The sequence below is a fragment of the Geomonas terrae genome, assembly GCF_004791675.1.
In the GTDB taxonomy this organism is placed as follows: domain Bacteria; phylum Desulfobacterota; class Desulfuromonadia; order Geobacterales; family Geobacteraceae; genus Geomonas; species Geomonas edaphica.
The window spans coordinates 60,857-83,276 of the sequence record NZ_SRSC01000002.1; the positions used below are offsets into that span (position 1 = coordinate 60,857).

The 22,420-nt window shown below is 60.9% G+C and carries 18 protein-coding genes; 17 read left to right on the forward strand and 1 reads right to left on the reverse strand.

Features of this window, described 5'->3' with window-relative positions; translation table 11 throughout:
• Positions 1-56 precede the first annotated feature (56 nt).
• The 3 genes from ftsH (at position 57) to E4633_RS07585 (ending at position 3,188) form a co-directional block, all read left to right on the forward strand.
• Positions 57-1,844: an ATP-dependent zinc metalloprotease FtsH gene (gene ftsH / locus E4633_RS07575; protein WP_135869656.1), complete on the forward strand. Its 1,788-nt coding sequence runs from the start codon at positions 57-59 to the stop codon at positions 1,842-1,844.
• Between the two features lie 491 nt (positions 1,845-2,335).
• On the forward strand, positions 2,336-2,809 hold the full coding sequence (locus E4633_RS07580) for a YehS family protein (RefSeq protein WP_135869657.1): 474 nt from the start codon (positions 2,336-2,338) through the stop codon (positions 2,807-2,809).
• Positions 2,810-2,822: 13 nt separating this feature from the next.
• Complete coding sequence (locus E4633_RS07585; RefSeq protein WP_246037972.1) at positions 2,823-3,188, forward strand: hypothetical protein; 366 nt, start codon at positions 2,823-2,825, stop codon at positions 3,186-3,188.
• A gap of 5 nt (positions 3,189-3,193) precedes the next feature.
• Here E4633_RS07585 and E4633_RS07590 read toward each other — a convergent pair whose 3' ends face one another.
• On the reverse strand, positions 3,194-3,889 hold the full coding sequence (locus tag E4633_RS07590; protein ID WP_135869659.1) for a hypothetical protein: 696 nt from the start codon (positions 3,887-3,889) through the stop codon (positions 3,194-3,196).
• 222 nt (positions 3,890-4,111) lie between these two features.
• On the opposite strand from E4633_RS07590, the gene E4633_RS07595 reads away from it, so the two are divergent.
• From E4633_RS07595 to E4633_RS07660, 14 genes are all read left to right on the forward strand, one after another.
• Entirely contained in the window at positions 4,112-4,897 is a 786-nt protein-coding gene (locus E4633_RS07595) for a dienelactone hydrolase family protein (RefSeq protein WP_135869660.1), read from the forward strand.
• Between the two features lie 541 nt (positions 4,898-5,438).
• Entirely contained in the window at positions 5,439-6,704 is a 1,266-nt protein-coding gene (locus E4633_RS07600; protein ID WP_135869661.1) for a metallophosphoesterase family protein, read from the forward strand.
• The gene (locus E4633_RS07605) at positions 6,695-9,658 is read left to right on the forward strand and encodes an AAA family ATPase (protein WP_135869662.1); all 2,964 of its coding nucleotides are present in this window, start codon (positions 6,695-6,697) and stop codon (positions 9,656-9,658) included. Before E4633_RS07600 ends, E4633_RS07605 begins: the two co-directional genes overlap by 10 nt.
• A gap of 17 nt (positions 9,659-9,675) precedes the next feature.
• On the forward strand, positions 9,676-10,572 hold the full coding sequence (locus E4633_RS07610) for a DMT family transporter (RefSeq protein ID WP_135869663.1): 897 nt from the start codon (positions 9,676-9,678) through the stop codon (positions 10,570-10,572).
• Positions 10,573-10,839: 267 nt separating this feature from the next.
• On the forward strand, positions 10,840-11,523 hold the full coding sequence (locus E4633_RS07615; RefSeq protein WP_135869664.1) for a site-2 protease family protein: 684 nt from the start codon (positions 10,840-10,842) through the stop codon (positions 11,521-11,523).
• A gap of 34 nt (positions 11,524-11,557) precedes the next feature.
• Positions 11,558-12,541, forward strand: a complete 984-nt coding sequence (gene trpS / locus E4633_RS07620) for a tryptophan--tRNA ligase (protein WP_135869665.1) — start codon at positions 11,558-11,560, stop codon at positions 12,539-12,541.
• A 169-nt stretch (positions 12,542-12,710) separates the two neighbouring features.
• Positions 12,711-13,538 (forward strand): segregation and condensation protein A, encoded by an 828-nt coding sequence (locus E4633_RS07625; protein WP_135870425.1) that lies wholly within the window; start codon positions 12,711-12,713, stop codon positions 13,536-13,538.
• Positions 13,539-13,766: 228 nt separating this feature from the next.
• Positions 13,767-14,360 carry an SMC-Scp complex subunit ScpB gene (scpB, locus tag E4633_RS07630; protein ID WP_135869666.1) on the forward strand — a complete coding sequence of 198 codons (594 nt, stop codon included), beginning with the start codon at positions 13,767-13,769 and terminating at the stop codon, positions 14,358-14,360.
• A gap of 49 nt (positions 14,361-14,409) precedes the next feature.
• Positions 14,410-15,210, forward strand: a complete 801-nt coding sequence (gene amrB / locus E4633_RS07635; RefSeq protein ID WP_135869667.1) for an AmmeMemoRadiSam system protein B — start codon at positions 14,410-14,412, stop codon at positions 15,208-15,210.
• Positions 15,210-17,831: an A-adding tRNA nucleotidyltransferase gene (locus E4633_RS07640; RefSeq protein ID WP_135869668.1), complete on the forward strand. Its 2,622-nt coding sequence runs from the start codon at positions 15,210-15,212 to the stop codon at positions 17,829-17,831. The genes amrB and E4633_RS07640 overlap by 1 nt, the downstream gene beginning before the upstream one ends.
• 276 nt (positions 17,832-18,107) lie before the next feature.
• Positions 18,108-18,488 (forward strand): hypothetical protein, encoded by a 381-nt coding sequence (locus E4633_RS07645; protein WP_135869669.1) that lies wholly within the window; start codon positions 18,108-18,110, stop codon positions 18,486-18,488.
• A gap of 116 nt (positions 18,489-18,604) precedes the next feature.
• Positions 18,605-19,639, forward strand: coding sequence for a DHH family phosphoesterase (locus E4633_RS07650; protein WP_281276744.1), 1,035 nt, complete (start codon positions 18,605-18,607; stop codon positions 19,637-19,639).
• A 53-nt stretch (positions 19,640-19,692) separates the two neighbouring features.
• Positions 19,693-20,829 carry an aminotransferase class V-fold PLP-dependent enzyme gene (locus E4633_RS07655; RefSeq protein WP_135869670.1) on the forward strand — a complete coding sequence of 379 codons (1,137 nt, stop codon included), beginning with the start codon at positions 19,693-19,695 and terminating at the stop codon, positions 20,827-20,829.
• Positions 20,830-21,041: 212 nt separating this feature from the next.
• Complete coding sequence (locus E4633_RS07660; RefSeq protein ID WP_135869671.1) at positions 21,042-22,361, forward strand: PhoH family protein; 1,320 nt, start codon at positions 21,042-21,044, stop codon at positions 22,359-22,361.
• Positions 22,362-22,420 lie beyond the last annotated feature (59 nt).

A 22,420-nucleotide genomic window follows, 5' to 3' on the forward strand; every position in this document is an offset into this window, starting at 1 on the left:
ATACAGCACTGAATACCATTCGCATGCTTAACTAGTTCAGTGCCAACAGGAGAAATATGGGAAGCACGAGAAACAAGAAGCTCATATTGGTGATGTTGTCGCTAGGCCTTCTAACCTTAGCCGGCTACGGCATCTATGCCTGGCAGACACACGGTGACAGAAGCAAACAGATCAGTTACACCGCCTTCATGCAGAAGGTGAACGCAGGCAGCATTGCAAGAGCAAGAATCGCGGGCGAAGAGATTACCGCTGATGCTAAAAGCGGTGAGAAGTACCGGCTCTTTGTTCCGGCAGGAGCCAACTTGCCCGACCTGCTCATCGCGAAGAAGGTAGATCTTACGTCAACCCCGGCCTCTGGCGGACCGAAATGGTTCGAAATCGGTTTCTTCGTCGCCATCGCCGTCTTCCTAATCGTCGTACTGAGACGCTTCACCAGCATGGGGAGAAGCCGCGCCAGGATGATCGACCATGCCGAGTCTGCAACGCGCTTTTCCGACGTGGCGGGTGCCGAGGAGGCCAAGGTCGAGCTCCTGGACACGGTTGAATTCCTCAAGGATCCAAAGAAGTTCTCCCTGCTAGGCGGTAAGATGCCTACCGGCGTCCTGCTGGTCGGCCCTCCGGGCACCGGTAAGACTCTCATCGCCCGCGCCGTTGCAGGCGAGGCCGACGTTCCCTTCTTCTCCATTTCCGGCTCTGAGTTCGTCGAGATGTACGTCGGCGTTGGGGCTTCGCGCGTGAGGGATCTCTTTGCCCAAGCCAAAAAGGCGGCGCCCTGCATCGTCTTCATTGACGAGATCGACGCCGTCGGCCGCAAGCGTGATGCGGCGGTGGGTGGCGGGGCAAGCGACGAGCGCGACCAGACCCTGAACCAGCTCCTCGTGGAGATGGATGGCTTCGAGGTGAACTCCGGCATCGTCGTGCTGGCCGCGACGAACCGGCCGGAAATCCTCGACGCCGCACTGCTGCGCTCCGGCCGCTTTGACCGTCAGGTGACCGTGGGGTCCCCGGACATCAGGGGACGCGAGGCGATCCTGAAGGTGCACGCGAAGAACGTCCCGCTCCATGACGAAGTCGACCTGATGGTGATCGCACGGGGAACCCCCGGCTTTTCGGGCGCGGACCTGGCCAACGTAGTGAACGAGGCGGCCATCATGGCTGCGCGTTCCAACAAGGAGCGTGTCGAGATGATCGATTTCGATCTCGCCAAGGACAAGGTCCTCATGGGGGCCGAGAAGAAATCGATGGTTCTTTCCGATAAATCGAAGCTCTCCACGGCATACCACGAGGCGGGGCACGTGCTGGTGGCGAAGCTCACCCCCGGATGCGACCCGGTGCACAAGGTAACCATCATCCCGCGCGGCCGCGCCATGGGGGTGACGGTCCAGATTCCCGAGGACGACATCTACTGCTACACCAAGGAGATGCTGGTGGCCCATCTGAAGGTGCTTATGGGGGGGCGCGCCGCGGAGGAGTTGATCTACAGAACGACCACCACCGGCGCGGGGAACGACCTGGCCAGGGCGACCGACACCGCGCGCAAGATGGTCTGCGAGTGGGGGATGTCGCGGGCCTTCGGTCCGGTGGCCTTCGGGCATAACGAAAGCGCAGAGCCGGGAGCAAAGAAAGGTTTCAGCGACGTCACCGCCCTCGAGATCGACAACGAGATCCGTTCCATCGTCACCGGCTGCTACTCCGATGTGATGGCCCTCTTGAGGGAGAACATGGACGTCCTTGAGCGATTGTCCAGGGAACTGTTCGCGAAGGAAACCCTGGCTTCCGCAGAGATCGACGCCATTCTTGGATTGCCTGAGGTGGAGGATGATGCAGGCATGGCAGCCGCATGAATTTTTTCCCGGCCGAAGGTTCAACCTTCGGCGCTGGGAATTTACTCGCGCGGCTGGAGGTGCAACCTTCGGCGTTTAGAATTTACTCGCGCGGCTGGAGGTTCAACCTTCAGCGTTTTGAATTTACTCGCGCGGCTGGAGGTTCAACCTTCGGCGTTTCGAATTTACTCGCGCGGCTGGAGGTTCAACCTTCAGCGTTTTGAATTTACTCGCGCGGCTGGAGGTTCAACCTTCGGCGTTTTGAATTTACTCGCGCGGCTGGAGGTTCAACCTTCTGCGCTTTGAATTTACTCGCGCGGCTGGAGGTTCAACCTTCTGCGTTTTGAATTTGTTCCCGCGGCCGGAGGGCAAATCTTTTGGGGTTTGAATTTACTGTAGCACCGTAAGCCTGAACCGCCGCCACCCCAACCATCAAAATCTTGCAGAGTGCAACGGTAAATGCTATGTAGTAGCCGGGCTTCCCGCCTCCGTTTAATACATAGGAGCAACCGATGACCAACAACGATGTCTTTCGCAGACTGCGCTATGCGCTGAACCTCAACACTCAGAACGTGATCGAGGCTTTCCGGCTTTCGGATATGAAGATGGGGCAGGCGGACATCACCAGCTTGGTCAAGAAGGAAGAGGAGGAAGGCTTCCGCGAGTGCAGCGACGAGGTGCTAGAGGCTTTTCTGGATGGGCTGATCGCAATAAAACGGGGCAAGCGGGAAGGTGAGGCAGCAACGCCGCTTCCGGCAGAGCTAACCAACAACGACATCCTGAAGAAGATCCGCATCGCACTGGCCTTAAAGGAAGAGGAAATGCTCGCGATCTTCAAGCTTGCCAAGTTCCCCGTTTCCAAGCCCGAGCTGAGCGCGGTGTTTCGCGCCAAGGCACATGAGAACTACAAGCCGTGCGGCGACCAGATGCTCCGGAATTTTCTGAAGGGGCTTACTATGAAGTACCGGGAAGGGGTGCAGCAGTAATAGGTGAAGGGAGGTGCGCTTGGAGCATCACGAAAGCCAACCGGCTGCTGAACAGGCCGATGCTGCAGAAGTGGTAGATGCCGTTCAACTAGCTTCCGGGCTTGCCGCGGTGCGCAAGCGCCGCATGTGCCTTTGGGGCGTACTCATCGTTTACCTTCCCGCCATGTGGGCTACCCAAAAGATCACCCACTCCTTCAGCGGCTCCATGCCGGTCTTCTTCCTCTGGTTCGTCCTGCTGCTATGGGCCATGGCCTATTCGGCCACGGCCCGCTGCCCCCGCTGCAAAAATTACTTTCACATGCACGGCATGATGCTTTTGTATCTGCGTAAATGCCTGCACTGCCAATTGCCGCTCAACGCGGACAAAGCCCCTCGCTGATCCCGCTACTGTTTCCCCTGCGGTGCAGGCTGTCCCTGCAGCCGTGCCGCCTCCCGTTCCTGCGCCGTCATCTCATACGCCGCCTTCGCCTTCGTCACGGCTGTCATCGCCTGGTCCAGCGCGTACGAGAGGCTTTCTCCGTCCGTTTCACCCTTTCGAATGAACATGGTCACGTCTCGCACGCCCTGCTCGGTGAGGCGCCGGGAGAGATGCATCTTGACCGCAGTGAGATCCGACTCGAACGCCCGGTACGCACGCTGCACATGCGCGCTCTGCTCGGCTATCGGTTCGAAGGCGTCGCCGAGGATGAGTGTGGGCATTTTTGCACTTCTTGAGAGCCTCGGATAACGGCACTGCCCGGCCGACGCCTCGGCCTCCACGAGATAGGAGTTCCCGCGGTAGATGAGACCGTCCGCGTTTTGTGTCAGCCGGTTCCCCGCGCCTTCCATCAGGTTTAGCTTTGCCGTGAAGGATTTATACGCAGCGGGAAGATCGGCCTGGTCCGCGAAAAGCAACTCCTCGAGCGCCTGGCGGGTGTCCCTGGCCTTCATCTGCGCGTACGTCAGGTCATCCTGAACGTTTTGCAGCGTTGCCGTCTTAGGGGCGGTCCAGTTCGTCCAGGTTGCGCACCCTGCGAGCCATAGAAGCGCGGCGGCTGATATGATGCGAACCGTTAAATTGCAGAGGTTTTGTTGTCTCATGGCACGCTCCTGTTATGATGTTCGACTGGTAAATGGTACTGAAAGGTATGGGACTGTCAACGGCCAGCGGTGTGTCAGGACGTGAGGCCGGGCATTATGGTCTGAAGGAAACTGTTTTTGGTACAATACGACATGACTCATTCAGGTAGTCAGTGAAGGTGCAGATGTCTCGAACATCGATGAAAGTCGACGTTGCATGGCAACGGACGGTTGGAGGAGACCATGAAAAAATATCTGTTCGCATTGATGATGACACTGGTAGCGCAAAACGCAGCTGCCGGGGTGGTAGGCAAGACCGTTGAATACCGCCAGGGGGATACCGTGCTTGAGGGGTATCTGGCCTATGACGATTCCATCAAGGAAAAGCGTCCGGGAGTACTGGTGATCCACGAATGGATGGGTGTAAGTTCATACGAAAAGATGCGGGCCGAGCAACTCGCGAAGCTTGGCTACGTGGCCTTTGCCGCAGACATCTACGGCAAGGGGGTACGTCCGACTACTCCCGACGCTGCCGCCAAGGAGGCGGGTAAATACCGCGGCAACGACCGGAGCCTGATCCGGGCCAGAGGGGCGGCGGGCCTTGAGAAACTGGCTAGTTTCCCCCAGGTCGATCGCAAGCGTCTGGCCGTGATCGGCTATTGCTTCGGCGGCACTGCGGCCCTTGAGCTTGCGCGCAGTGGGGCGGACCTGCTCGGGACGGTCAGCTTTCACGGCGGGCTCAGTACACCGAACCCTGCAGATGCCAGCAACATAAAAGGAAAAGTGTTGGCGCTGCACGGGGCGGACGACCCCTACGTGAAGCCCGACGAGGTGGCTGCGTTCCAGAAGGAGATGCGTGACGCCAAGGTCGACTGGCAGATGAACTACTACGGCAACGCCGTGCACAGCTTCAGCAATCCCAAGTCCGGCAACGACAACAGCAAAGGTGCCGCCTACAACGAGAAGGCGGACCGGCGTTCATGGGAGGCGATGAAGCTCTTCTTCAACGAGATCTTCGGAGGTAAATAGGTTCTTCAGGAAACTCCGGGGGACCGAGGAGTAGCTGCCCACGAAGTGCAACATGGGCCCAATGTTCCCCCCTTTGCGAAGGGGGGGCAGGGGGGATTTGCCTTGGTCGGAACCATACAGCTCCATCTATCACTGCGATCCGCCCATGCTGCACAAAAATGACCGACTCCGAACTATCGTTGTTGTCTCGTTCAGGAGGAAGGCAGCTCCCTGAAAGCCTGGTGCAACTGGCAATAAAAGCAAATCCCCCCCGCTCCCCCCTTCGCAAAGGGGGGAGCGCGATGGCACGCGACGCTTCGTGGGCACGCTTTCACTTGTTCATCCATCTACACACAAACCACCTTGTGAATGGCGGTGACATGGCGGATGGTTCCCCCCCCCCCTTTTTGTACCTGCGGCAACTCCAGGCCCGCCTGGAATAACTCAAGGATGAACCATGGCTGGGTACTTCGAACTGCGGCAGAAGTTGCCAGGTTAGAGAGCTTGACTTGTCCCCGCGGGCGGCGGTATACCTGTGCAATTCCTTTTCGCCGGAGCCCGCATGACCGTTCGCTTCATCCACACCTCCGACATCCACCTCGGCAAGACCTATCGCGGCTCCGGTTGCGATGCCCAGCGCTACCAGGACTTCTTCGCGACCTTCGCCGGGATCGTGGCCGACGCGATCCGTGAGCGGGTTGATTTCGTCCTGATCGGCGGCGACCTGTTCCACACCGGCCAGATCCTCCCCAAGACCTTCGCCAAGACCATTGAAATATTGCAGCCCCTGAAGGATGCCGGCATCCCCTGCATCGCCGTCGAGGGGAACCACGACTGGATCCACCGCCGCGACAGCGTCTCGTGGATGGAAGCGCTCTCGCAGCTCGGCTACATAAGGCTCTTGCGCCCTTCGCGCACCGCCGACGGCGGTTACCTTTTCGATCCCTTTGATCCCGAGGAGGGGTGCGGCGGGCATATCGAGGCGGGCGGGGTCAATATCTACGGCCTTGGCTACATCGGCTCCCAGGCAGGAAACCACATCTCCCGCATCTGCGACGCGGTTGCCACGAAGCGGAACATACTGCTCTTCCACGTCGGCGTATGGACCTATTCCCCGGTGGAGATCGGGAACATAAAGCCGGAGGAGGCGATGCCGCTTTCGGAGTGCTTCGATTACGTGGCGCTTGGGCACGGGCACAAGCCTTACATCGTGAATGATGCGCAGGGGCGCCCGTACGCCTTCAACCCCGGCTCCCCCGACTGCGTGAACTTCGGCGAGGAGCGTTACGACAAGGGGTATTACGTGGTTGCGCTGGAGCCAGACGGCAAGGCGCAGCACGAGTTCCGTCGCACCTCGCCGCGCCCGATGCTGGTCGTCACCGCAAACCTGGACGGCGCCGCCAACGCCACGGACGCCCTGGAGCGTTTCAAGGTGGAGATGGCAGGGAAATTAAGCGGATGCGCCGATGAAAGGTCTCCGCTCATCGAGGTGCGTCTCGCGGGAAAGGTCGGTTTCCATCCGTTCGAACTGAGCCGCGACCGTCTGCGTGCGTCCCTGTGCGAGATCAGCGAGCCGCTCCACTTGGAGATAAAGAACCACCTTTCCCTGGTTGCAGGAGGGGGAGGGGAGGAGAAGGTAAAGAAGAGTCTCGCCGAGATCGAGCGGGACGTGCTTGGTGAGCTTATCGGCGCCAACAGCCAGTACCAGGGGCGCGTTGAGGAGCTTACGCGCCTGAGCCTCGCGCTGCGCGACCTGGTGCTGAAGGGGGACGTGGAAGGCGAGGAGTTACTAAGTCTTCTTTCTTCGGGAGGTGAGCCGTGCGCATAGTCTCGGTCCATCTCAAGAACATCAAGTCACACCGTGACAAGGAACTCTCCTTCTCCCCGGGGATCAACGTCCTCTCCGGCGCCAACGGCTCCGGCAAGAGCACCATCTTCGAGGCGATCGGCTACGCATTATTCGGCGTGGACGCGAAGGACTTCGTCTCCAACGCGGAACGCTTCCTCACCATCGGCGCCAAGCGTGGCGAGATCGGCGTCGTTTTTGAGACGGCGCCCGGGGAGCTGTACCGTGTGACACGCACCGTCGGAAGCGCCGGGAAGTGGCTGCTCGCGAAAGAGGTTGGCGGAGAGTTCGAAGTCGAGGAGCACGCCAACATGGAGGAGACCGAAGCGCGCATCGCGAAGCTGCTCGGCCTCTCCGCGGGGCGCCCGCTCTCCGAACAGTTCAAGCTGGTGATCGGTCCCTTTCAGAACGACTTCCTCGGGCCGTTCGTCATCAAGCAGCCGGCCAAGCGTCAGGATGCCTTCGACGAGATCTTAGGCATCGATGCCTGGCGAAAAACACAGGACAAGACCAAGGTTTTGACCAGCACCATTAAGGCAAAGCTTGATGTGCTTCAGGCCGAGGTGGACAGCAGGTCCGAGCAGATCGCCGTGCTACCGGCCAAGGAAGAGGAACTGGCCGCCCTGCGGACGCAGGGGGAGGCCAAGAAGGCCGAACTTGCACTTAAGAATGCAGAACGTGAGCGGGCCACGACTCTCCTCACCGCGCTTGAATCGAAAAAGGAACAGATCCAGTCGGTCCAGCAGGAGGTGCAGGGGCTCGAGGAACGAGCCGAATCCGGCAAGAACTACGTATCGAACCAGCAACTCCTGGTGGAACAGTCGAAGCAGGCTGCGGCGCTCGTTGCTGCGGCCGCTGCCGGAAAACAGGGATACGATGCCGCCGAGGCGAGGCTGAAGGAGCTGCGCGAGCAGGAACAGAAGAAGCACCAGCTGGAAAGAAAGCTCACCGATCTCGAGAAGGAACAGGAACGCGCTCAGACGATGCTGGGGGCGGAGAGCCGTGAGCTCGAGCTTGCCCGCGCCTCGATGGCCGAGGAGCTGAATAGCCTCACGGCCGAGAAGGAATCACTGGCGGCTACCCTAGCGGAGCAGAAGAAGCTCGCGGCAGTTGCCGCACAGGGGCTGGCCGACGCGGAGCGGAGCAGGGTGCTCTTCCGCGAACTCCCTGTGCACAACGTGGAGACCACGCTGCCGTACCTGAACGTAGCCCTAAGCCGGATCGAGGAGATCGACAGGCAGATCGAGGAGCGGCAAAAGCTGCTGGCCGGGAGCGACGCGCTGAAGGCCGAAGCGGAAAAGCTTGCCGCCCGCCGGACCCGGTTGGAGGAGATCCAGGCGCAGCGCTCCGAGCTCGCCGGGCGCAAGCTTTCGCTCGTCGAAGGACGCGAGAAGATCGGTGCCGGAGAGTGCCCTTTCTTCCTGGAGCCGTGTCAGAACCTGAACGGTGCCGACCCCGCCGGGCTATTCGACACCCGCATCGCCGCTCTCGACGAGCAGATCGCGGGGCTCGACCGCGAGGCAGCCGAACTGGCGACCCAGGTGAGTGCCGCCCAGCAGGCCGAGCGCGAACTAGTCGCCATGAAGCAGGTGCACCTGGAACTGACCAAGGCTGAGCGGGAGCGGGCGAAGCAGGAGGAGGAATTCGGTCGCAACTACGCCCGGATCGCAGTCCACGCACTTCGAGCACCGCTTGAAGAATGGCTTGCAACCGCCGGACTCGGTGATGTTTGCTCCACTGAGTTGCCGCTTGTGGATCTCGATCTTGCGGCGGCCCCGCAGTTGCGTCGCGACGCGCTCTCCCGCACGACTGACGGCTGGCAGGGCGTCGTCGCCGGGCTGGAAGCGGCCCTGGAAGAGCGCGTCAAGCTGGCCGGAGAGCCGGTGCAGGAATACGACCGCAAACTCACCGCCCTCTCCGTTGGCTGCGAGGCGCTGGAGAAAAGGGAGCGCACTCTCGACGGTGCACGGAAACAGGCGGCGCAGCGCGAGCAATCCATCGCCGGGCACAACGCCCGACTGTCTGCGCTGCAAACGGAGGTCGGCGCCAGGAAGACGGAGCTTGCCGCTTTCGCGGACGTGGAGCGCGGCGTAAAGGAAGCTGAGGATGAGCTGGTGCGCTTCCAGCCGGAGCGCGATCGCTACATAGCGAACCAGAAGTCTGCGGAGGAGTTGGTAAAGCGCCAGGAAACGCTAGAGAAATACCAGGGGCGCCTGAAGGAGATAGCTTCCGACCTCGCCGCGAAGCAGACAGAACTCGGGAAGCTCGTGGACGACTACCGTCCGGAGCAGCACGAGGCGGCGAAAAACGAGCGCGAACAGCTCGTGATGGCGACCACGCGACTCACGTCCGAGATCGGTTCCATCGCCAACGACGTCACCCGCCTCGAGGGAGAAACCGCGCTTTTACGTGCTGTCGCCGCAGAAATCGAGCAGAAGTTGGCCGACATCGCGAAGCTCAAGGAGCAGGCCGACCTCGTTAAGTTCCTGCGCAACCAGGTATTCAAGAACGTTTCGGCCCAGCTTTCCGAGCGCTTCCGGGAAGAGATCAGTTTCCGCGCCGACCGGATCTATCGCAGCATCTGCGAGTCCGACGAGGAGCTTCTCTGGGGCGACAACTACCAGATCGTATTGAAGGACATGGTGGATGGTGCCATGAGGGAGCGTACCGACGACCAGCTCTCGGGTGGGCAGATGATGAGCGCGGTGGTCGCCTTGCGCCTGGCCCTTTTGCAGACCATCGGCGCGCGCCTCGCCTTTTTCGACGAGCCTACCTCGAACCTCGACGCGGAACGGCGTGAGAACTTGGCGAAGGCGTTCCGGGCCATCGACGTCGGGCAGGAGGAGGTCACTGAACACTGGTACGACCAGCTCTTCCTGGTGAGCCACGACGTGAGCTTCACCGAGATTACGGATCAGACGATACAGCTGGATTAAGACAAGGATCTTACTACATGACCGACAGGCACAAGGGGGCGTGGTTCATCGTCGCTTCGGCGGCGGGATTCGCAACGCTCGGCATCCTCATAAAAAGCGCCTTCACCGGCGGCGCCAATATCAGTACCGCTCTGGCCGGGCGATTCCTGTTCGCCGGGCTTTTCCTCTTCGGCATAGTCCGCGCCCGCGGCATCGACTGCCGACTGGACAAAAAGGTTGCCTTCCAGCTCATCCTGATGGGAGCCGTAGGCTACGGCGGCATGTCCGGGCTTTACGCGAACGCGATCCACTACCTGCCCGCTTCGCTCACCGGGATGCTTCTTTACACCTACCCGGCGCTCGTCACCGTGCTCGCCCTGATCGTTGGTGAGGAGCGTTTCAACAGTACCAAGGGGATTGCGCTGGTGGTCTGCTCTGTCGGGCTCGTGCTGCTGCTGGGGGCGTCGTTCGAAGGGGCGCAGCTCTCCGGGGTGCTTTCGGCTTTGGGGGCGGCGGTGATCTACAGCTGCTACATCATCATCGGCAACCGGATCCTCAAGAACATTGACCCCATGGTCACTTCGCTCTGGGTCTGCACCGCCGCCGGGCTCGCCTTTTTGTGCTACGGCGCCGCCAAAGGCGAAATCATCCTGGAACTTACCCCGCAGGGATGGCTTTCCATCCTCGGCATCGCCGTCTTCCCGACCCTTTTCGGCGTGATGGGGTTCTTCGCGGGACTGCGCTTGGTCGGAGCGACCAATGCATCCATCATCAGCATGCTCGAGCCGCTCATCACCGTGCTCCTCTCCGCAGTTTTGCTCGGGGAACGGATTACTGCGCTGCAGGGATTCGGTGGGGCCGTTCTCCTCTTCGGCGGACTCATCCTGCAACTGTGGGGGCACGAGGCGAGGCACGAGACGGTGACGGAGGTTTAGGGACAGACAAGGCAAATCCCCCCTGTCCCCCCTTCGCCAAGGCTACGGGGGGCAGGCTCCCCCTTCGCAAAGGGGGTGACGTTGCGTCTCTTGCAGCGCTTCGTTGGCAGATGCACTCCTTGTTCCACGAGATTCCCTGATGACTGTGCAAAGCCTAGTGAAGGCAGGAATGGACGGGGCCGCTTCCAATCGCCTGCTATCGTTGACTTTCCGACACCGATCTGCTAGAGACATAGGGCTTGTAGCTAACACGGTTTAAAGGACGTCATGGACCAGTTCTTCATAAAGTTGTCCATCATGCTGGTCCCGGGTCTCATGGCAATCACCTGCCATGAGGTGTCCCACGGCTTCATCGCCGACAAGTTCGGCGACAGCACCGCGAGATCCCTGGGGCGCCTGACGCTCAACCCGATCAAGCACCTGGATATCCTCGGCACCATCATGATCTTCGTCATCGGGATCGGATGGGCCAAACCGGTGCCGGTCAACTTCAACAATCTGCGCCATCCCAAGCGCGACATGATCTGGGTTGCCGCCGCGGGGCCGATCACCAACTTCTGCCTGGCGACCCTCTCGGCCTTTCTGATGCGCGGCCTGATCGCGGCTACCCAGGAGGTTCCCGCGGGGAGCATGATCGCTGCCGTCGTGGACCCGGTCACCCTGATGCTCGCCTTCTCGGTGTACATCAACCTGCTGCTCGGCATCTTCAACCTTATCCCGGTGCCGCCGCTGGACGGCGGAAGGGTGGCGGTCGGCCTGCTGCCGTATGGGCCCTCCAACGCGCTCGCCCGGGTGGAGCCGTTCGGCATGATCATCATCATCGCACTGGTGTTCTTCACCAATGCCTTCAGCTACGTCATATCTCCCGCCCTCAGCTTCGGCGTGCACCTTCTGGCAGGTCCTTACTCGAACCTCGTCTTCGGCGTCACCCGGCTCATGATGAGAGGGTAGGCTGGATATAGAAACCAAAAAGGAGTCCGTTTTTATGAGCAACAACCGTATCGTGAGCGGCATGAGACCGACTGGAAAGCTGCACCTCGGGCACTACCACGGGGTTCTGTCCAACTGGATGGAATTGCAGCGCAACTTCGAGTGCTTCTTCTTCGCTGCGGACTGGCATTCCTTGACCACGGAGTACGCCAGCACGGACGGTATCCAGGACAGCATCACCGAGATGGTGCTCGACTGGCTTGCTTTCGGGATCGATCCTGAGCAGAGCGTGATCTTCAAGCAGAGCAGGGTGCCGCAGCACGCGGAGCTGAACCTGATCCTCTCCATGATCACGCCGGTCTCCTGGCTTGAGCGCAACCCGACTTACAAGGAGATGCAGGAAAACCTGACCACGAAGGACCTTTCCACCTTCGGCTTCCTCGGGTACCCGGTGCTGATGGCCTCCGACATCATCGTCTACAAGGCCGCCCGTGTTCCCGTCGGTCAGGACCAGATTCCGCATCTCGAGATCACCCGCGAGATCGCGCGTCGCTTCAATTACCTCTACGGCGAGGTCTTCCCGGAGCCGGCGGCACTTCTCACCGAGACCCCGAAGGTGCTCGGGATCGACGGCCGCAAGATGAGCAAGAGCTACGGCAACGCGATCTTCCTCTCCGACGACGCCGAAGAGACCAGGAAGAAGGTCATGTCCATGGTGACCGACACCCTGCGTCCCTTCAAGCGCGACCCCGGCGAGCCGGACCGCTGCGTCGCCTTCACGCTTCATTCCCTCTACGTCGATGCCGACAAGCGCGCCGAGATTGTCGAGGGGTGCCGCAGCGCCCAGCTTGGCTGCGTCGACTGCAAGAAGATCCTCGCGCAGGCCATGGTCGACACCCTGGCGCCGTTCCGCGAGAAGCGCGTGGAGCTTGCCGCGAAGCCGGGTCTCGTGGACGAGGTGCTCGCCGAGGGTAGCCGCAAGGCCGAGGTGGTCGCCCGCCAGACCATGGACGAGGCCCGGGCGGCGCTTAAAGTCTAGAAAACGTTCCAGGTTCTGCGTTCTACGTTCTACGTTGCAACCAGCTTCGGTCGCCGACATCCTGTCCGCCTCCTATGGGAAAACGAGTTATGGATGCAGGTTTCGTCAACATAGAACATAGAACGTAGAACATAGAACCTGCTTTATAGGAGCTTTTTTGCTGGAAGAGATGCAAAGCAACCTGTTCTCCGATGCACTGGACCATGCTTACCGGGTGCGTATCGAGGAGTTTGAGGGACCGTTGGACCTACTGCTCCACCTCATCAAGAAGAACGAGGTGGACATCTACAACATCCCGATTGCTGCCATCACCAGGCAGTACCTCGACTACATGGAGATCATGAAGGAGCTGAACCTCGACATCGCCGGGGAGTTCCTCGTGATGGCTGCTACCCTGCTGCAGATCAAATCTCGCATGCTCCTCCCGGCTACCCCGGAGGAGGACGGCGAGGCCGAGGTCGAGGACCCGCGCGCCGAACTGGTCCGCCGCCTCCTCGAATACCAGCGCTACCGCGACGCCTCTCAACTGCTCAACTGCCGCAACCTCCTTGGGCGCGAGGTCTTCGCCCGCAAATTCGATGCTCCCGAGTTCGATGAACTGGAGCCGGTCGAAGAACCGGCGGACGTGGAACTCTTCGAGCTGATCGAGGCATTCCAGAAGGTGCTGGCACGCGTCTCGGTCGATACATTCCATGACGTCGTTGCTGACGGCATCTCTATCGCAGACCGCATCGGCGAGGTGCTCTCGGTGCTCCACGTCGAAAAAACGGTCTCCTTCGACGCGCTTTTCACCACCGGCATGACCCGCGACCTCCTGGTGGTCACCTTCCTCTCCATCCTCGAACTCTGCAAACTGAAGCTGATCAAGGTGGTGCAGACGGAGAACCGGGGCGCCATCTGGCTGCATCTGGCCACCAAGGAGGAAGGGGAAGAGGAGGGGGAAGCGGCTGAAGCGGAGGGTGAGGCTGAGGGCGAGGAAGCTACGCTCACAGCTTGATGACTTTCGGATTTTTTGCTTCGTGGTGAAGTTGGATGCTGCGGTTACCGTGGCTAAATCCCCTCTGTCCCCCCTTCGCAAAGGGGGGGACGCGAGTCCGAACGTGGCGCTTCGTAGGCATGTGTATCCGCTCCTCGGACTCTCCGAAGAACCTGTAAGTATCACTTCGGGGCGGATTTCACGATTCGTCCGCTTTTGTCTTAACTTGAATGTACCGGAGGAACCTGGTTGTCCGCTAAGTCGCTCAAATCGATCGTAGAAAGCATCCTTTTCATCCACGACCAGCCGCTCACGCTGGACCGGCTCTCCTCCATCCTTGAGGAATTCGAGCGGGCCGACCTGCGCGCCGCGCTGGATGAGTTGATCGAGGAGTACGAACAGGCGCAGCGCGGCATTGTCCTTATCCAGGTGGCCGGCGGTTACCAGTTGAGAAGCCGCCCGGAGCACGGCGATTACGTCCGCAGGCTCAACAAGACCAAAGGGGTGAAGTTCAGCCAGTCCGCGCTGGAAACGCTTGCCATCGTCGCCTACCGCCAACCGATCACCCGCGCGGAGGTGGAATACCTGCGCGGCGTCGACTCGGGCGGGGTGATGAAGAGCCTCCTGGAAAAGAAACTTCTGCGCATCATGGGGAAGAAGGATGTCCCGGGGAAGCCGCTCATCTACGGTACGAGCCGCGAATTCCTCGAACTCTTCGGACTGAAAGACCTGAACCAGCTACCAACACTCAAGGAGATCCAGGAGCTCGTGCCGCCGGATCCCTTCGCGGACCAGCCCGCGCTTCCTCTCGAGTCCGTTGAAGAGGAACCCTTGCCGGGTTAAAATATCCCCTGGCTCGCTGTTCATGAGCACTTCCAACAAGGAGGCTGGTATGGTACGGCAACCTGCTGTGGCCGGGAAGTTCTACACCGGCGATCCGGACCGGCTCCGCGAGGAGCTCTCCGCCATGGTACCGCAGGGGGAGGCGCAAAGCGCCCTCGGCATCATCGCTCCCCACGCGGGGTACGTCTACTCCGGCAAGGTGGCCGGGAAGGTGTATTCCGCCATTCGCATCCCCGACACCGTCCTCGTCCTGGGCCCCAACCACACCGGCGCAGGGAGCGCGGCGGCGCTCTCTCCCGACACGGAGTGGCTTACGCCGCTTGGTTCCGTCCCCGTTAACCGCAGGCTCTCGCAGCTCATACTCGATCACGCGCCGCTTGTCCGCGAGGACGCCCTGGCGCACCGCTTCGAGCACTCCCTCGAGGTCCAGGTCCCATTCCTGCAGTATCTAAACCCGGGCGTCTCAATCGCCGCCATCTGCCTCGCCGTCCCGGATTTCCCGTCGATCTCCAGAATCGGCGAGGGGATCGCCAAGGCCATCGCGGCCTACGGCGAAGAGGTCCTCATAGTGGCGAGCTCCGACATGACCCACTACGAGTCGGCGGTGCAGGCAAAGGCGAAGGACGATCTCGCCCTCGCGCAGCTCGCCGACATGAACCCCGAAGGGCTCCTGCGCGTTTGCCGCGACAAGGGGATCACCATGTGCGGCGTGATACCGGCCGCGGTCATGCTGGTCGCCGCCAAAACCCTCGGGGCCACCTCCTGCAGGCTGGTGCACTACGCCACCAGCGGAGAGGTGAACGGCGACCTACGCAATGTCGTCGCCTACGCCTCACTCGTGGTTTTCTGATGGAGGTCATCACCACCCACGTCAACGCCGATTTCGACTGCGTCGGCTCCATGGTCGCGGCGAAGATGCTCTACCCTGACGCGCTTCTCGTCTTTTCCGGCGCGCAGGAGAAAGGGGTGCGTGACTTCTTCCAGAAGGGGCTCCACCCGGAGCTCTCTTTCGCCCGCATCAAGGACATCGATCTCTCCACAATCACCCGCCTCATCGTCGTCGACTGCCAGCATTCCTCCCGTCTCGCGAAGTTCGGCGAGCTCGCGAAGGCTGGCGGCGTCGAACTGCACATCTACGACCACCATCCGACGAGTTCCGGCGACCTGAACGCCGTCGGCGGGGTCATCCGCCCCTGCGGTTCGACCACCACCATCCTCGGCACCATACTCATGGAGCGGGGGATCGAGGTGACCTCGAGCCAGGCGACACTGATGATGCTCGGCATCCACGAAGATACCGGCAACCTCACTTTCCCATCGACCACCGCCGAGGACTACGCCGTGGCGTCCTGGCTCCTAGAGCGCGGCGCGCAACTAAACGAGGTCGCCGACTCGATAGGGCGCGAGCTGACCGCCGAGCAGGTGTCGCTTCTGAACACCCTGCTCACCTCCTTGAAGACCAGTTCGCTCAAGGGGGTGGACGTCTCGGTGGCTCACGCCTCGGTGGACCGCTACGTCGGGGACATCGCGCAGCTCGCCCACATGATCCGCGACATGGAGAACCTGCAGGTACTCTTCCTCGTCGTCGGGATGCAGGACCGCGTCTTCGTCATCGCGAGAAGCCGCATCCCCGAGGTGAGGGTAGGGGAGATCCTGAAGGAGTTTGGAGGAGGGGGGCACGCGACGGCAGCCTCGGCCACGGTGCGAGGGCTCACCCTCATACAGGTGCTGGAGCAGTTGGAGACGGTGCTCAGAAAACGGGTCGATCCGATCCGCGTTGCGCGCAACATCATGTCTTCGCCGGTAAAGACCCTGCCGCCGGACTGCACCATAGAGCAGGCGCGCGAACGCCTGGTGCGCTACAACGTGAGCGCGATGCCGGTGGTGTCAGGCGGCGAGGTGGTCGGGATCATCTCGAGAAAGACGGTGGAGAAGGCGCTCTACCACAACCTGAACGGTGTCCCGATCTCGGACTACATGCATTCCGAGTTCTACGTCGCCGCGCCTGACACCCCGATCAGCGAGATACAGAATTACATGGTGGGGGGCGACTCCCGCCTCGTGCCGGTCCTTTCGGACAAGAAACTGCTCGGCGTCATCACGCGCACCGATCTCCTGCGCTACAGCCTAGGCAGCGAGGCGATCTACGACCTTTCGCGGGACGCCATACAAGTGAAAAACCGCGAGGTGGAGGCGCTGATGAGGAAAGCCCTCCCCAAACGCTCGGTGCAGATCCTCCATGATCTCGGGAATACCGGAGACATACTCGACCTCGCGGTGTACGCAGTGGGGGGCTTCGTCCGGGATCTCCTCCTCGGGCAGGAGAACGCGGACGTCGACGTAACCGTCGACGGCGACGGGATCCTCTTTGCCGAGACCTTCGCCGCGTCGCACGGTTGCCGCGTGAAAAGCCATGAGAAGTTCGGCACCGCCGTCATCGTCTTTCCCGACGGCTTCAAGATCGACGTCGCCAGCACGCGCCTAGAGTATTACGTCTCTCCGGGCGCCCTCCCCACCGTGGAACGCTCCTCGCTCAAGATGGACCTTTACCGGCGCGACTTTACAGTGAACACCCTCGCCATTTCACTGAACGCCCCGTCCTTCGGTAAGCTGATCGACTATTTCGGCGCCTATCGCGACCTGCAGGCCAAGGTGATCCGGGTGCTGCACAACCTCTCCTTCGTGGAGGATCCGACTCGCGTCTTCCGTGCCATCCGCTTCGAGCAGAGGCTCGGCTTTAAGATCGCGAAGCACACCGAGGATCTCATCAAGACGGCAGTGAAGATGGATTTCCTCGTGAAGCTCGGGGGGAGAAGGCTGCTCTCGGAACTGGTTCAGATCCTGAAGGAAAAGGAGCCGATAAACGGCATCTGCCGCATGGCGTCGCTGGGGCTTCTGCGCTTCATCCATCCCGGCCTCGAGCTGACCCCCGAACTGCAGGGGACCCTCGAGGAGGTGCGCTACGTGGTCTCCTGGTTCGACCTTCTCTACCTGGAGCGTCCCTACGAGCGCTGGGCCGTCTATTTTCTCGCCCTTTGCGAGCGGCTTACCCAGGAGCAGTTCCTCGATACCTGCACTAGGCTCGCGGTGAGCGAGCACTACAGGGAGCGTCTCGCCGAGATGCGCCGCCAGGGCGATGAGCTCGTGGGGCCGATGGAGCGCAAGCTTGCGCGCGGGGAGCAGGTGGAGAACAGCGAGATTTACTTCACCCTGCGCGGGCTCCCCGTCGAGATCCTCCTGTACCAGATGGCGAAGAGCGGCAGCTCCGAGGTAAAACGCTGCATCTCTCTCTACTTCACCAAGCTGCACGGCACGCGTCCCCTTTTGAAGGGCGAGGACCTGAAGCAGCTCGGCGTGAAGCCCGGCCCGCTTTTCCGCGAGGTGCTCGACGTCGTGTTGAGCGCGAGGCTCAACGGAAAGGTCTCCAGCAAGGAAGACGAAACCGCTCTGGTCCGCAACCTCCTCTCCTGATTGTGGCTTTTGTGCCACACTGCCGCCTTTTCACCGTATTCTGTTATCTTCCCGTTAAATAACGGTTCTTGCCTGGGGCGTAGGACCGGAGTGTTGCATCATGAGCACATTAAGACTAATGGGGCCCTTTTATCCATGAGGGTGCCTGTGTGGCTGTTGGTGCGGATTTGTGTCGCAGAAACAGTGCCTTGACGATGAAGTGGTTCCGGTAGTGCGCTGTTGGCCCTCTTATTGCAGAATGTCGAACATTTCGTACACCTGGAGTAAGGGGATTATATGAAGAGCCTGAAGCGCCTTGTTGTCCTTGTTTTCGCCCTCGTTTTTCTAGCCACTCCCTGTCTCGCAGAAGATAACGCGATGAAGACCGTGTTCGAGGACGCCCTTTACGGCGGTCTCGCCGGCAGCCTGGTCGGCGCCGCCCTCATGGCCTTCACCAAAAAGCCCGCCGATCACATCCAGAATATTGGCATAGGCGCCGGCGTCGGCGTTCTCGTCGGGGCAAGCTACGGCGCTTTCGCCGCGACGAAATCGCTCGCCGAGTACGAAAACGGCAAGGTCAAGTTCTCCATGCCCACTATCATCCCGGAATTCAGGGAAGGAAACGGCCGCCAGACCAACCTTTGCGCAATGGCGGAACTGTTGCGCGGCAAGTTCTAAACCTTTTCACTCTCAGTTGTCTATGGGGAGGCTTATGCCTCCCTTTTTTTATTTTTGCACCAGTATCGTCACTGGGATAAACTACACGGGTTTGCAGCTCTTTCAGGGGGTGCCCTTTGCCGGAGAATGAAACCCGTCCCGATCTTTTGTCCTACACCGACTCCATGCTCACCTGGGTGAGCGGACGCGGACGCATCCTCATCGTCGTACACGACAACCCCGACCCCGATTCGCTCGCCTCTGCCATGGCGCTGCGCCACCTCTTCGCGGTGCGGCTGAACCGCGAGGCGGTGATCGCCTTCTCCGGGATGATCGGCCGCAGTGAAAACCTCGCCATGGCGAAACTGCTGCAGATACCGCTCACCCCGTTTCCGCTCATCGATCTGAAGGCCTTCCAGGTCATCTGCCTCCTGGACACCCAGCCGGGTACCGGTAACAACTCGCTTCCCCCCGAGGTGCGCGCCGACATCGTCATCGACCATCATCCCATGCGCGACTACAGCACCTCCTGCCGCTGGGTCGACATCCGCCCCCACTACGGGACCACGGCGACCATCCTCTACGAATACCTGAAGGTGCAGGGGGTATCGCTCGGGACGAAGCTTGCCACCGCCCTTTTCTACGCGATAAAGTCCGAGACCCAGGATCTCGGGCGCGAGGCGACGCGCCCGGACCGCGACGCCTACCTCGTGCTCTTCCCGCTCGCCAACAAGACGCTTTTGAACAGCATCACCCGGCCGAACCTCCCCAGGGAGTACTTCATCGCGCTGCACAGCGCCCTCGAACACGCCCAACTCTACGGCGACGTGCTGGTCGCCTCCCTCGACGGGGTGCTCTTCCCGGAGGTCGTATCCGAACTGGCCGATCTGCTCGTACGTCTGGAGGGGACCGAAACCGTCCTCTGTCTCGGGCATTACAGCAACGAGCTGGTCCTCTCCATCAGGACCACCAGCGAGGAGATCAACGCCGGAGAGCTGATCAGGAAGCTCGTGGCCGGCATCGGCACCGCAGGCGGCCACGGCATGATGGCCGGGGGGAAGGTGGATGACGTCACGTCGGCACGGGTCGCCGAACTGGAGCGTGAACTGACGCGCAGATTCCTGAACGAACTTGGCCTCACCGACCAGAATCCATTAGCGTTAGTCCCGTAAACCTTTCATGAAACGGGTTGCCAAAGCCCTGTTAAAATGCTAGTAAATACGGTATGTCCGTATTCCTAGATAACGCAGCGACTTCATTCCCGAAACCCGATGCCGTATACCAGGCGATGGACGCGGCCATGCGGGATGTGGGAGTGGCCCCCGGGCGGGGAGGTTACCGCCAGTCGCTTGCGGCGGCACGCATCGTCTTCGAAGCACGCTCCGCCCTGGCCCGCTTTTTCGGGGTACCGGACTCATCCCGCCTCATCTTCACCCACAGCGCCACCGAATCGATCAATATAGCGGTGTTCGGCCTTTTGAAGCCCGGCGACCATGTGGTCTCGACCTGCGTCGAGCACAACGCGCTGGCGCGTCCGCTGCACCTGGCGAAAAAGCGCGGCGTCGACGTGACCTTCGTTCCCTCAGATTCCTGCGGTATCGTCTCGGAGCGCGACATAGCGCGTGCAATGCGCCCGGATACCCGGCTGGTTGCGCTTGCGCACTGCTCCAACGTGACCGGCGCGGTGCAACCCATCGCCGAGATCGCCGAGGTCGCACGCATCGGGGGGGCGCTCTTCCTGGTCGATGCCGCGCAGAGCGCCGGGTTCTTTCCCATCGACGTGGAATCGATCGGCATAGATCTGCTCGCCGCACCGGGGCACAAGGGCCTTTACGGGCCTCCCGGGACCGGCATCCTCGCCGTCGGCGCGGGAATCAACCTTGAGCCGCTGCAGGTAGGGGGGACGGGGGGAAGTGCCAGTACGCCGGAACCGCCCGAGCAGATGCCTGAGCGCCTGGAGAGCGGCACCATCAACACGCCGGCCATCGCCGGGCTGAAGGCAGGGGTGGAATTCATCGAGGCGACCGGTCTCGAGGTGATTCGCGCCAAGGAGAGCGTTCTGGTCGGGCAGTTGCTGGAAGGGTTGCACGGCATGCCCGGGGTGAGGCTGTACGGACCGTTGCAGGGGGAGCGCGGCGCCGCGATCTCCTTCAACGCCGAGGGGCATGATCCCGCTTCGCTCGGTTTCCTGCTCGACTCGACCTACGACATCAGCGTAAGGGTCGGGCTGCACTGCGCGCCGGACGTGCATCGCAGCATCGGCAGCTATCCGGAGGGAACGGTGCGGGTGAGCCCTGGGTTCTTCAATAGCGAAACCGATATAGACTATTTTCTTAGGGCGCTGCGTGAGATAATATCATGAGAAAAATGCCCCGGGAGTGAGGGGGGCAGGACTGAAGGGGACAGGCACCTTTGGAGCCAGTCCCTTTGGGGCGAGCAGCAGGTGTAGAGCAAACCAATAAGTAAGCCGGCCCAGGAGCCGTGGAAGGGGATATTACGAAAAGTTCAGCTTTGTTGGCCAGGGATGAGGAAGCGTTCGATAATTCAGCAGGCAGCAGCGTACAGGGAGTGGATATGAAGAAAATCTATGTTCTCGACACCAACGTGCTTCTGTACGACCCGCAGGCTCTCACCAGGTTCGAAGACAACTCCATCATCATCCCGATCACGGTGATCGAGGAGATCGACCGCTTCAAAAAGGACATGAACGAGACCGGCCGCAACGCCCGCCACGTTTCCCGCCTCATGGACGCCTTCAGGAAGGAGGGGTCGCTCTCCCAGGGGATCGCGCTTGAGAGCGGTGGCACCCTGAGGATCGAGATCTACGAAGAGAAGGTGATGAAGCGCCTTCCTCCCGAGTTGCGCGAGGAGCGCGGCGACAACCGCATCCTTGCCGTGGCCGTCGACCTGATGGAAAGCCAGAAGGATATGCCGGTCATCCTGGTCACCAAGGACACCAACCTGCGCATCAAGGCGGATGCGCTCGGTCTGAACGCCGAGGATTACGAGTCCGACAAGGTCGCCATCGAGGATCTGTACAACGGTTCCGCCACCCTCGAGGTGGGGGGCGAGGTGATCGACCGCTTCTACAGCCAGGGATGGCTGGACCTGGAGGGGGATCACTACCCGAACCAGTACCTGCTCCTTAACGAGAAGGGTAACGCACAGCACACCGCCGTCGGCCGTTACGATGCCGCCTCGCGCCGCATGGTGCCGCTCGTGAAACTCGACAAGGAAGGTGTCTGGAGCGTATTCCCGCGCAACCTGGAGCAGTCCTTCGCCCTCGACGCGCTTTTGGACGACAACGTAAAGATCGTAACCCTGGTCGGCAAGGCCGGCACCGGCAAGACCCTTCTCGCCATCGCGGCCGGCCTGCAAAAAACCGCCGAGGAGAACGTCTACACGCGCCTTTTGGTATCCCGCCCGGTCTTCCCGATGGGGCGCGACTTGGGCTTTCTCCCGGGCGACATCGAGGAGAAGCTCACCCCCTGGATGCAGCCGATATTCGACAACGTCGAACTGCTCCTGACCGGGCACGAGGGGGAAAAGCGGCACAGCAAGGGGTACAAGGAACTCATGGCGATGGGGATCCTCGACATCGAGCCGCTCACCTACATCAGGGGGCGCTCGATTCCGAACCAGTACATGATCGTCGACGAGGCGCAGAACCTGACCCCGCACGAGATCAAGACCATCGTGACCCGCGCCGGTGAAGGAACGAAGATCATCCTGACCGGCGACCCGTACCAGATCGACAACCCCTACGTGGATGCCGAAAGTAACGGCCTCACCTATGTGGTCGAACGCCTGAAGGAACAGACGATCTCCAGCCACATCACCATGACCAAAGGGGAGCGCAGCGAGCTCGCGGAACTGGCGGCGAACCTTTTGTAAGACAGCTAACCACCCGGAATCAGGAGACCAAAAAGGGGGCACGCTTCAGTGCCCTCTCT

Excerpts from the sequence above, each read along its gene's own strand:
- ftsH (WP_135869656.1), top strand. The coding sequence starts at position 57 with ATGGGAAGCACGAGAAACAAGAAGCTCATATTGGTGATGTTGTCGCTA.
- E4633_RS07580 (WP_135869657.1), top strand. The coding sequence starts at position 2,336 with ATGACCAACAACGATGTCTTTCGCAGACTGCGCTATGCGCTGAACCTC.
- E4633_RS07590 (WP_135869659.1), bottom strand. The coding sequence starts at position 3,889 with ATGAGACAACAAAACCTCTGCAATTTAACGGTTCGCATCATATCAGCC.
- E4633_RS07595 (WP_135869660.1), top strand. The coding sequence starts at position 4,112 with ATGAAAAAATATCTGTTCGCATTGATGATGACACTGGTAGCGCAAAAC.
- E4633_RS07600 (WP_135869661.1), top strand. The coding sequence starts at position 5,439 with ATGACCGTTCGCTTCATCCACACCTCCGACATCCACCTCGGCAAGACC.
- E4633_RS07610 (WP_135869663.1), top strand. The coding sequence starts at position 9,676 with ATGACCGACAGGCACAAGGGGGCGTGGTTCATCGTCGCTTCGGCGGCG.
- E4633_RS07615 (WP_135869664.1), top strand. The coding sequence starts at position 10,840 with ATGGACCAGTTCTTCATAAAGTTGTCCATCATGCTGGTCCCGGGTCTC.
- trpS (WP_135869665.1), top strand. The coding sequence starts at position 11,558 with ATGAGCAACAACCGTATCGTGAGCGGCATGAGACCGACTGGAAAGCTG.
- E4633_RS07625 (WP_135870425.1), top strand. The coding sequence starts at position 12,711 with ATGCAAAGCAACCTGTTCTCCGATGCACTGGACCATGCTTACCGGGTG.
- amrB (WP_135869667.1), top strand. The coding sequence starts at position 14,410 with ATGGTACGGCAACCTGCTGTGGCCGGGAAGTTCTACACCGGCGATCCG.
- E4633_RS07640 (WP_135869668.1), top strand. The coding sequence starts at position 15,210 with ATGGAGGTCATCACCACCCACGTCAACGCCGATTTCGACTGCGTCGGC.
- E4633_RS07645 (WP_135869669.1), top strand. The coding sequence starts at position 18,108 with ATGAAGAGCCTGAAGCGCCTTGTTGTCCTTGTTTTCGCCCTCGTTTTT.
- E4633_RS07655 (WP_135869670.1), top strand. The coding sequence starts at position 19,693 with ATGTCCGTATTCCTAGATAACGCAGCGACTTCATTCCCGAAACCCGAT.
- E4633_RS07660 (WP_135869671.1), top strand. The coding sequence starts at position 21,042 with ATGAAGAAAATCTATGTTCTCGACACCAACGTGCTTCTGTACGACCCG.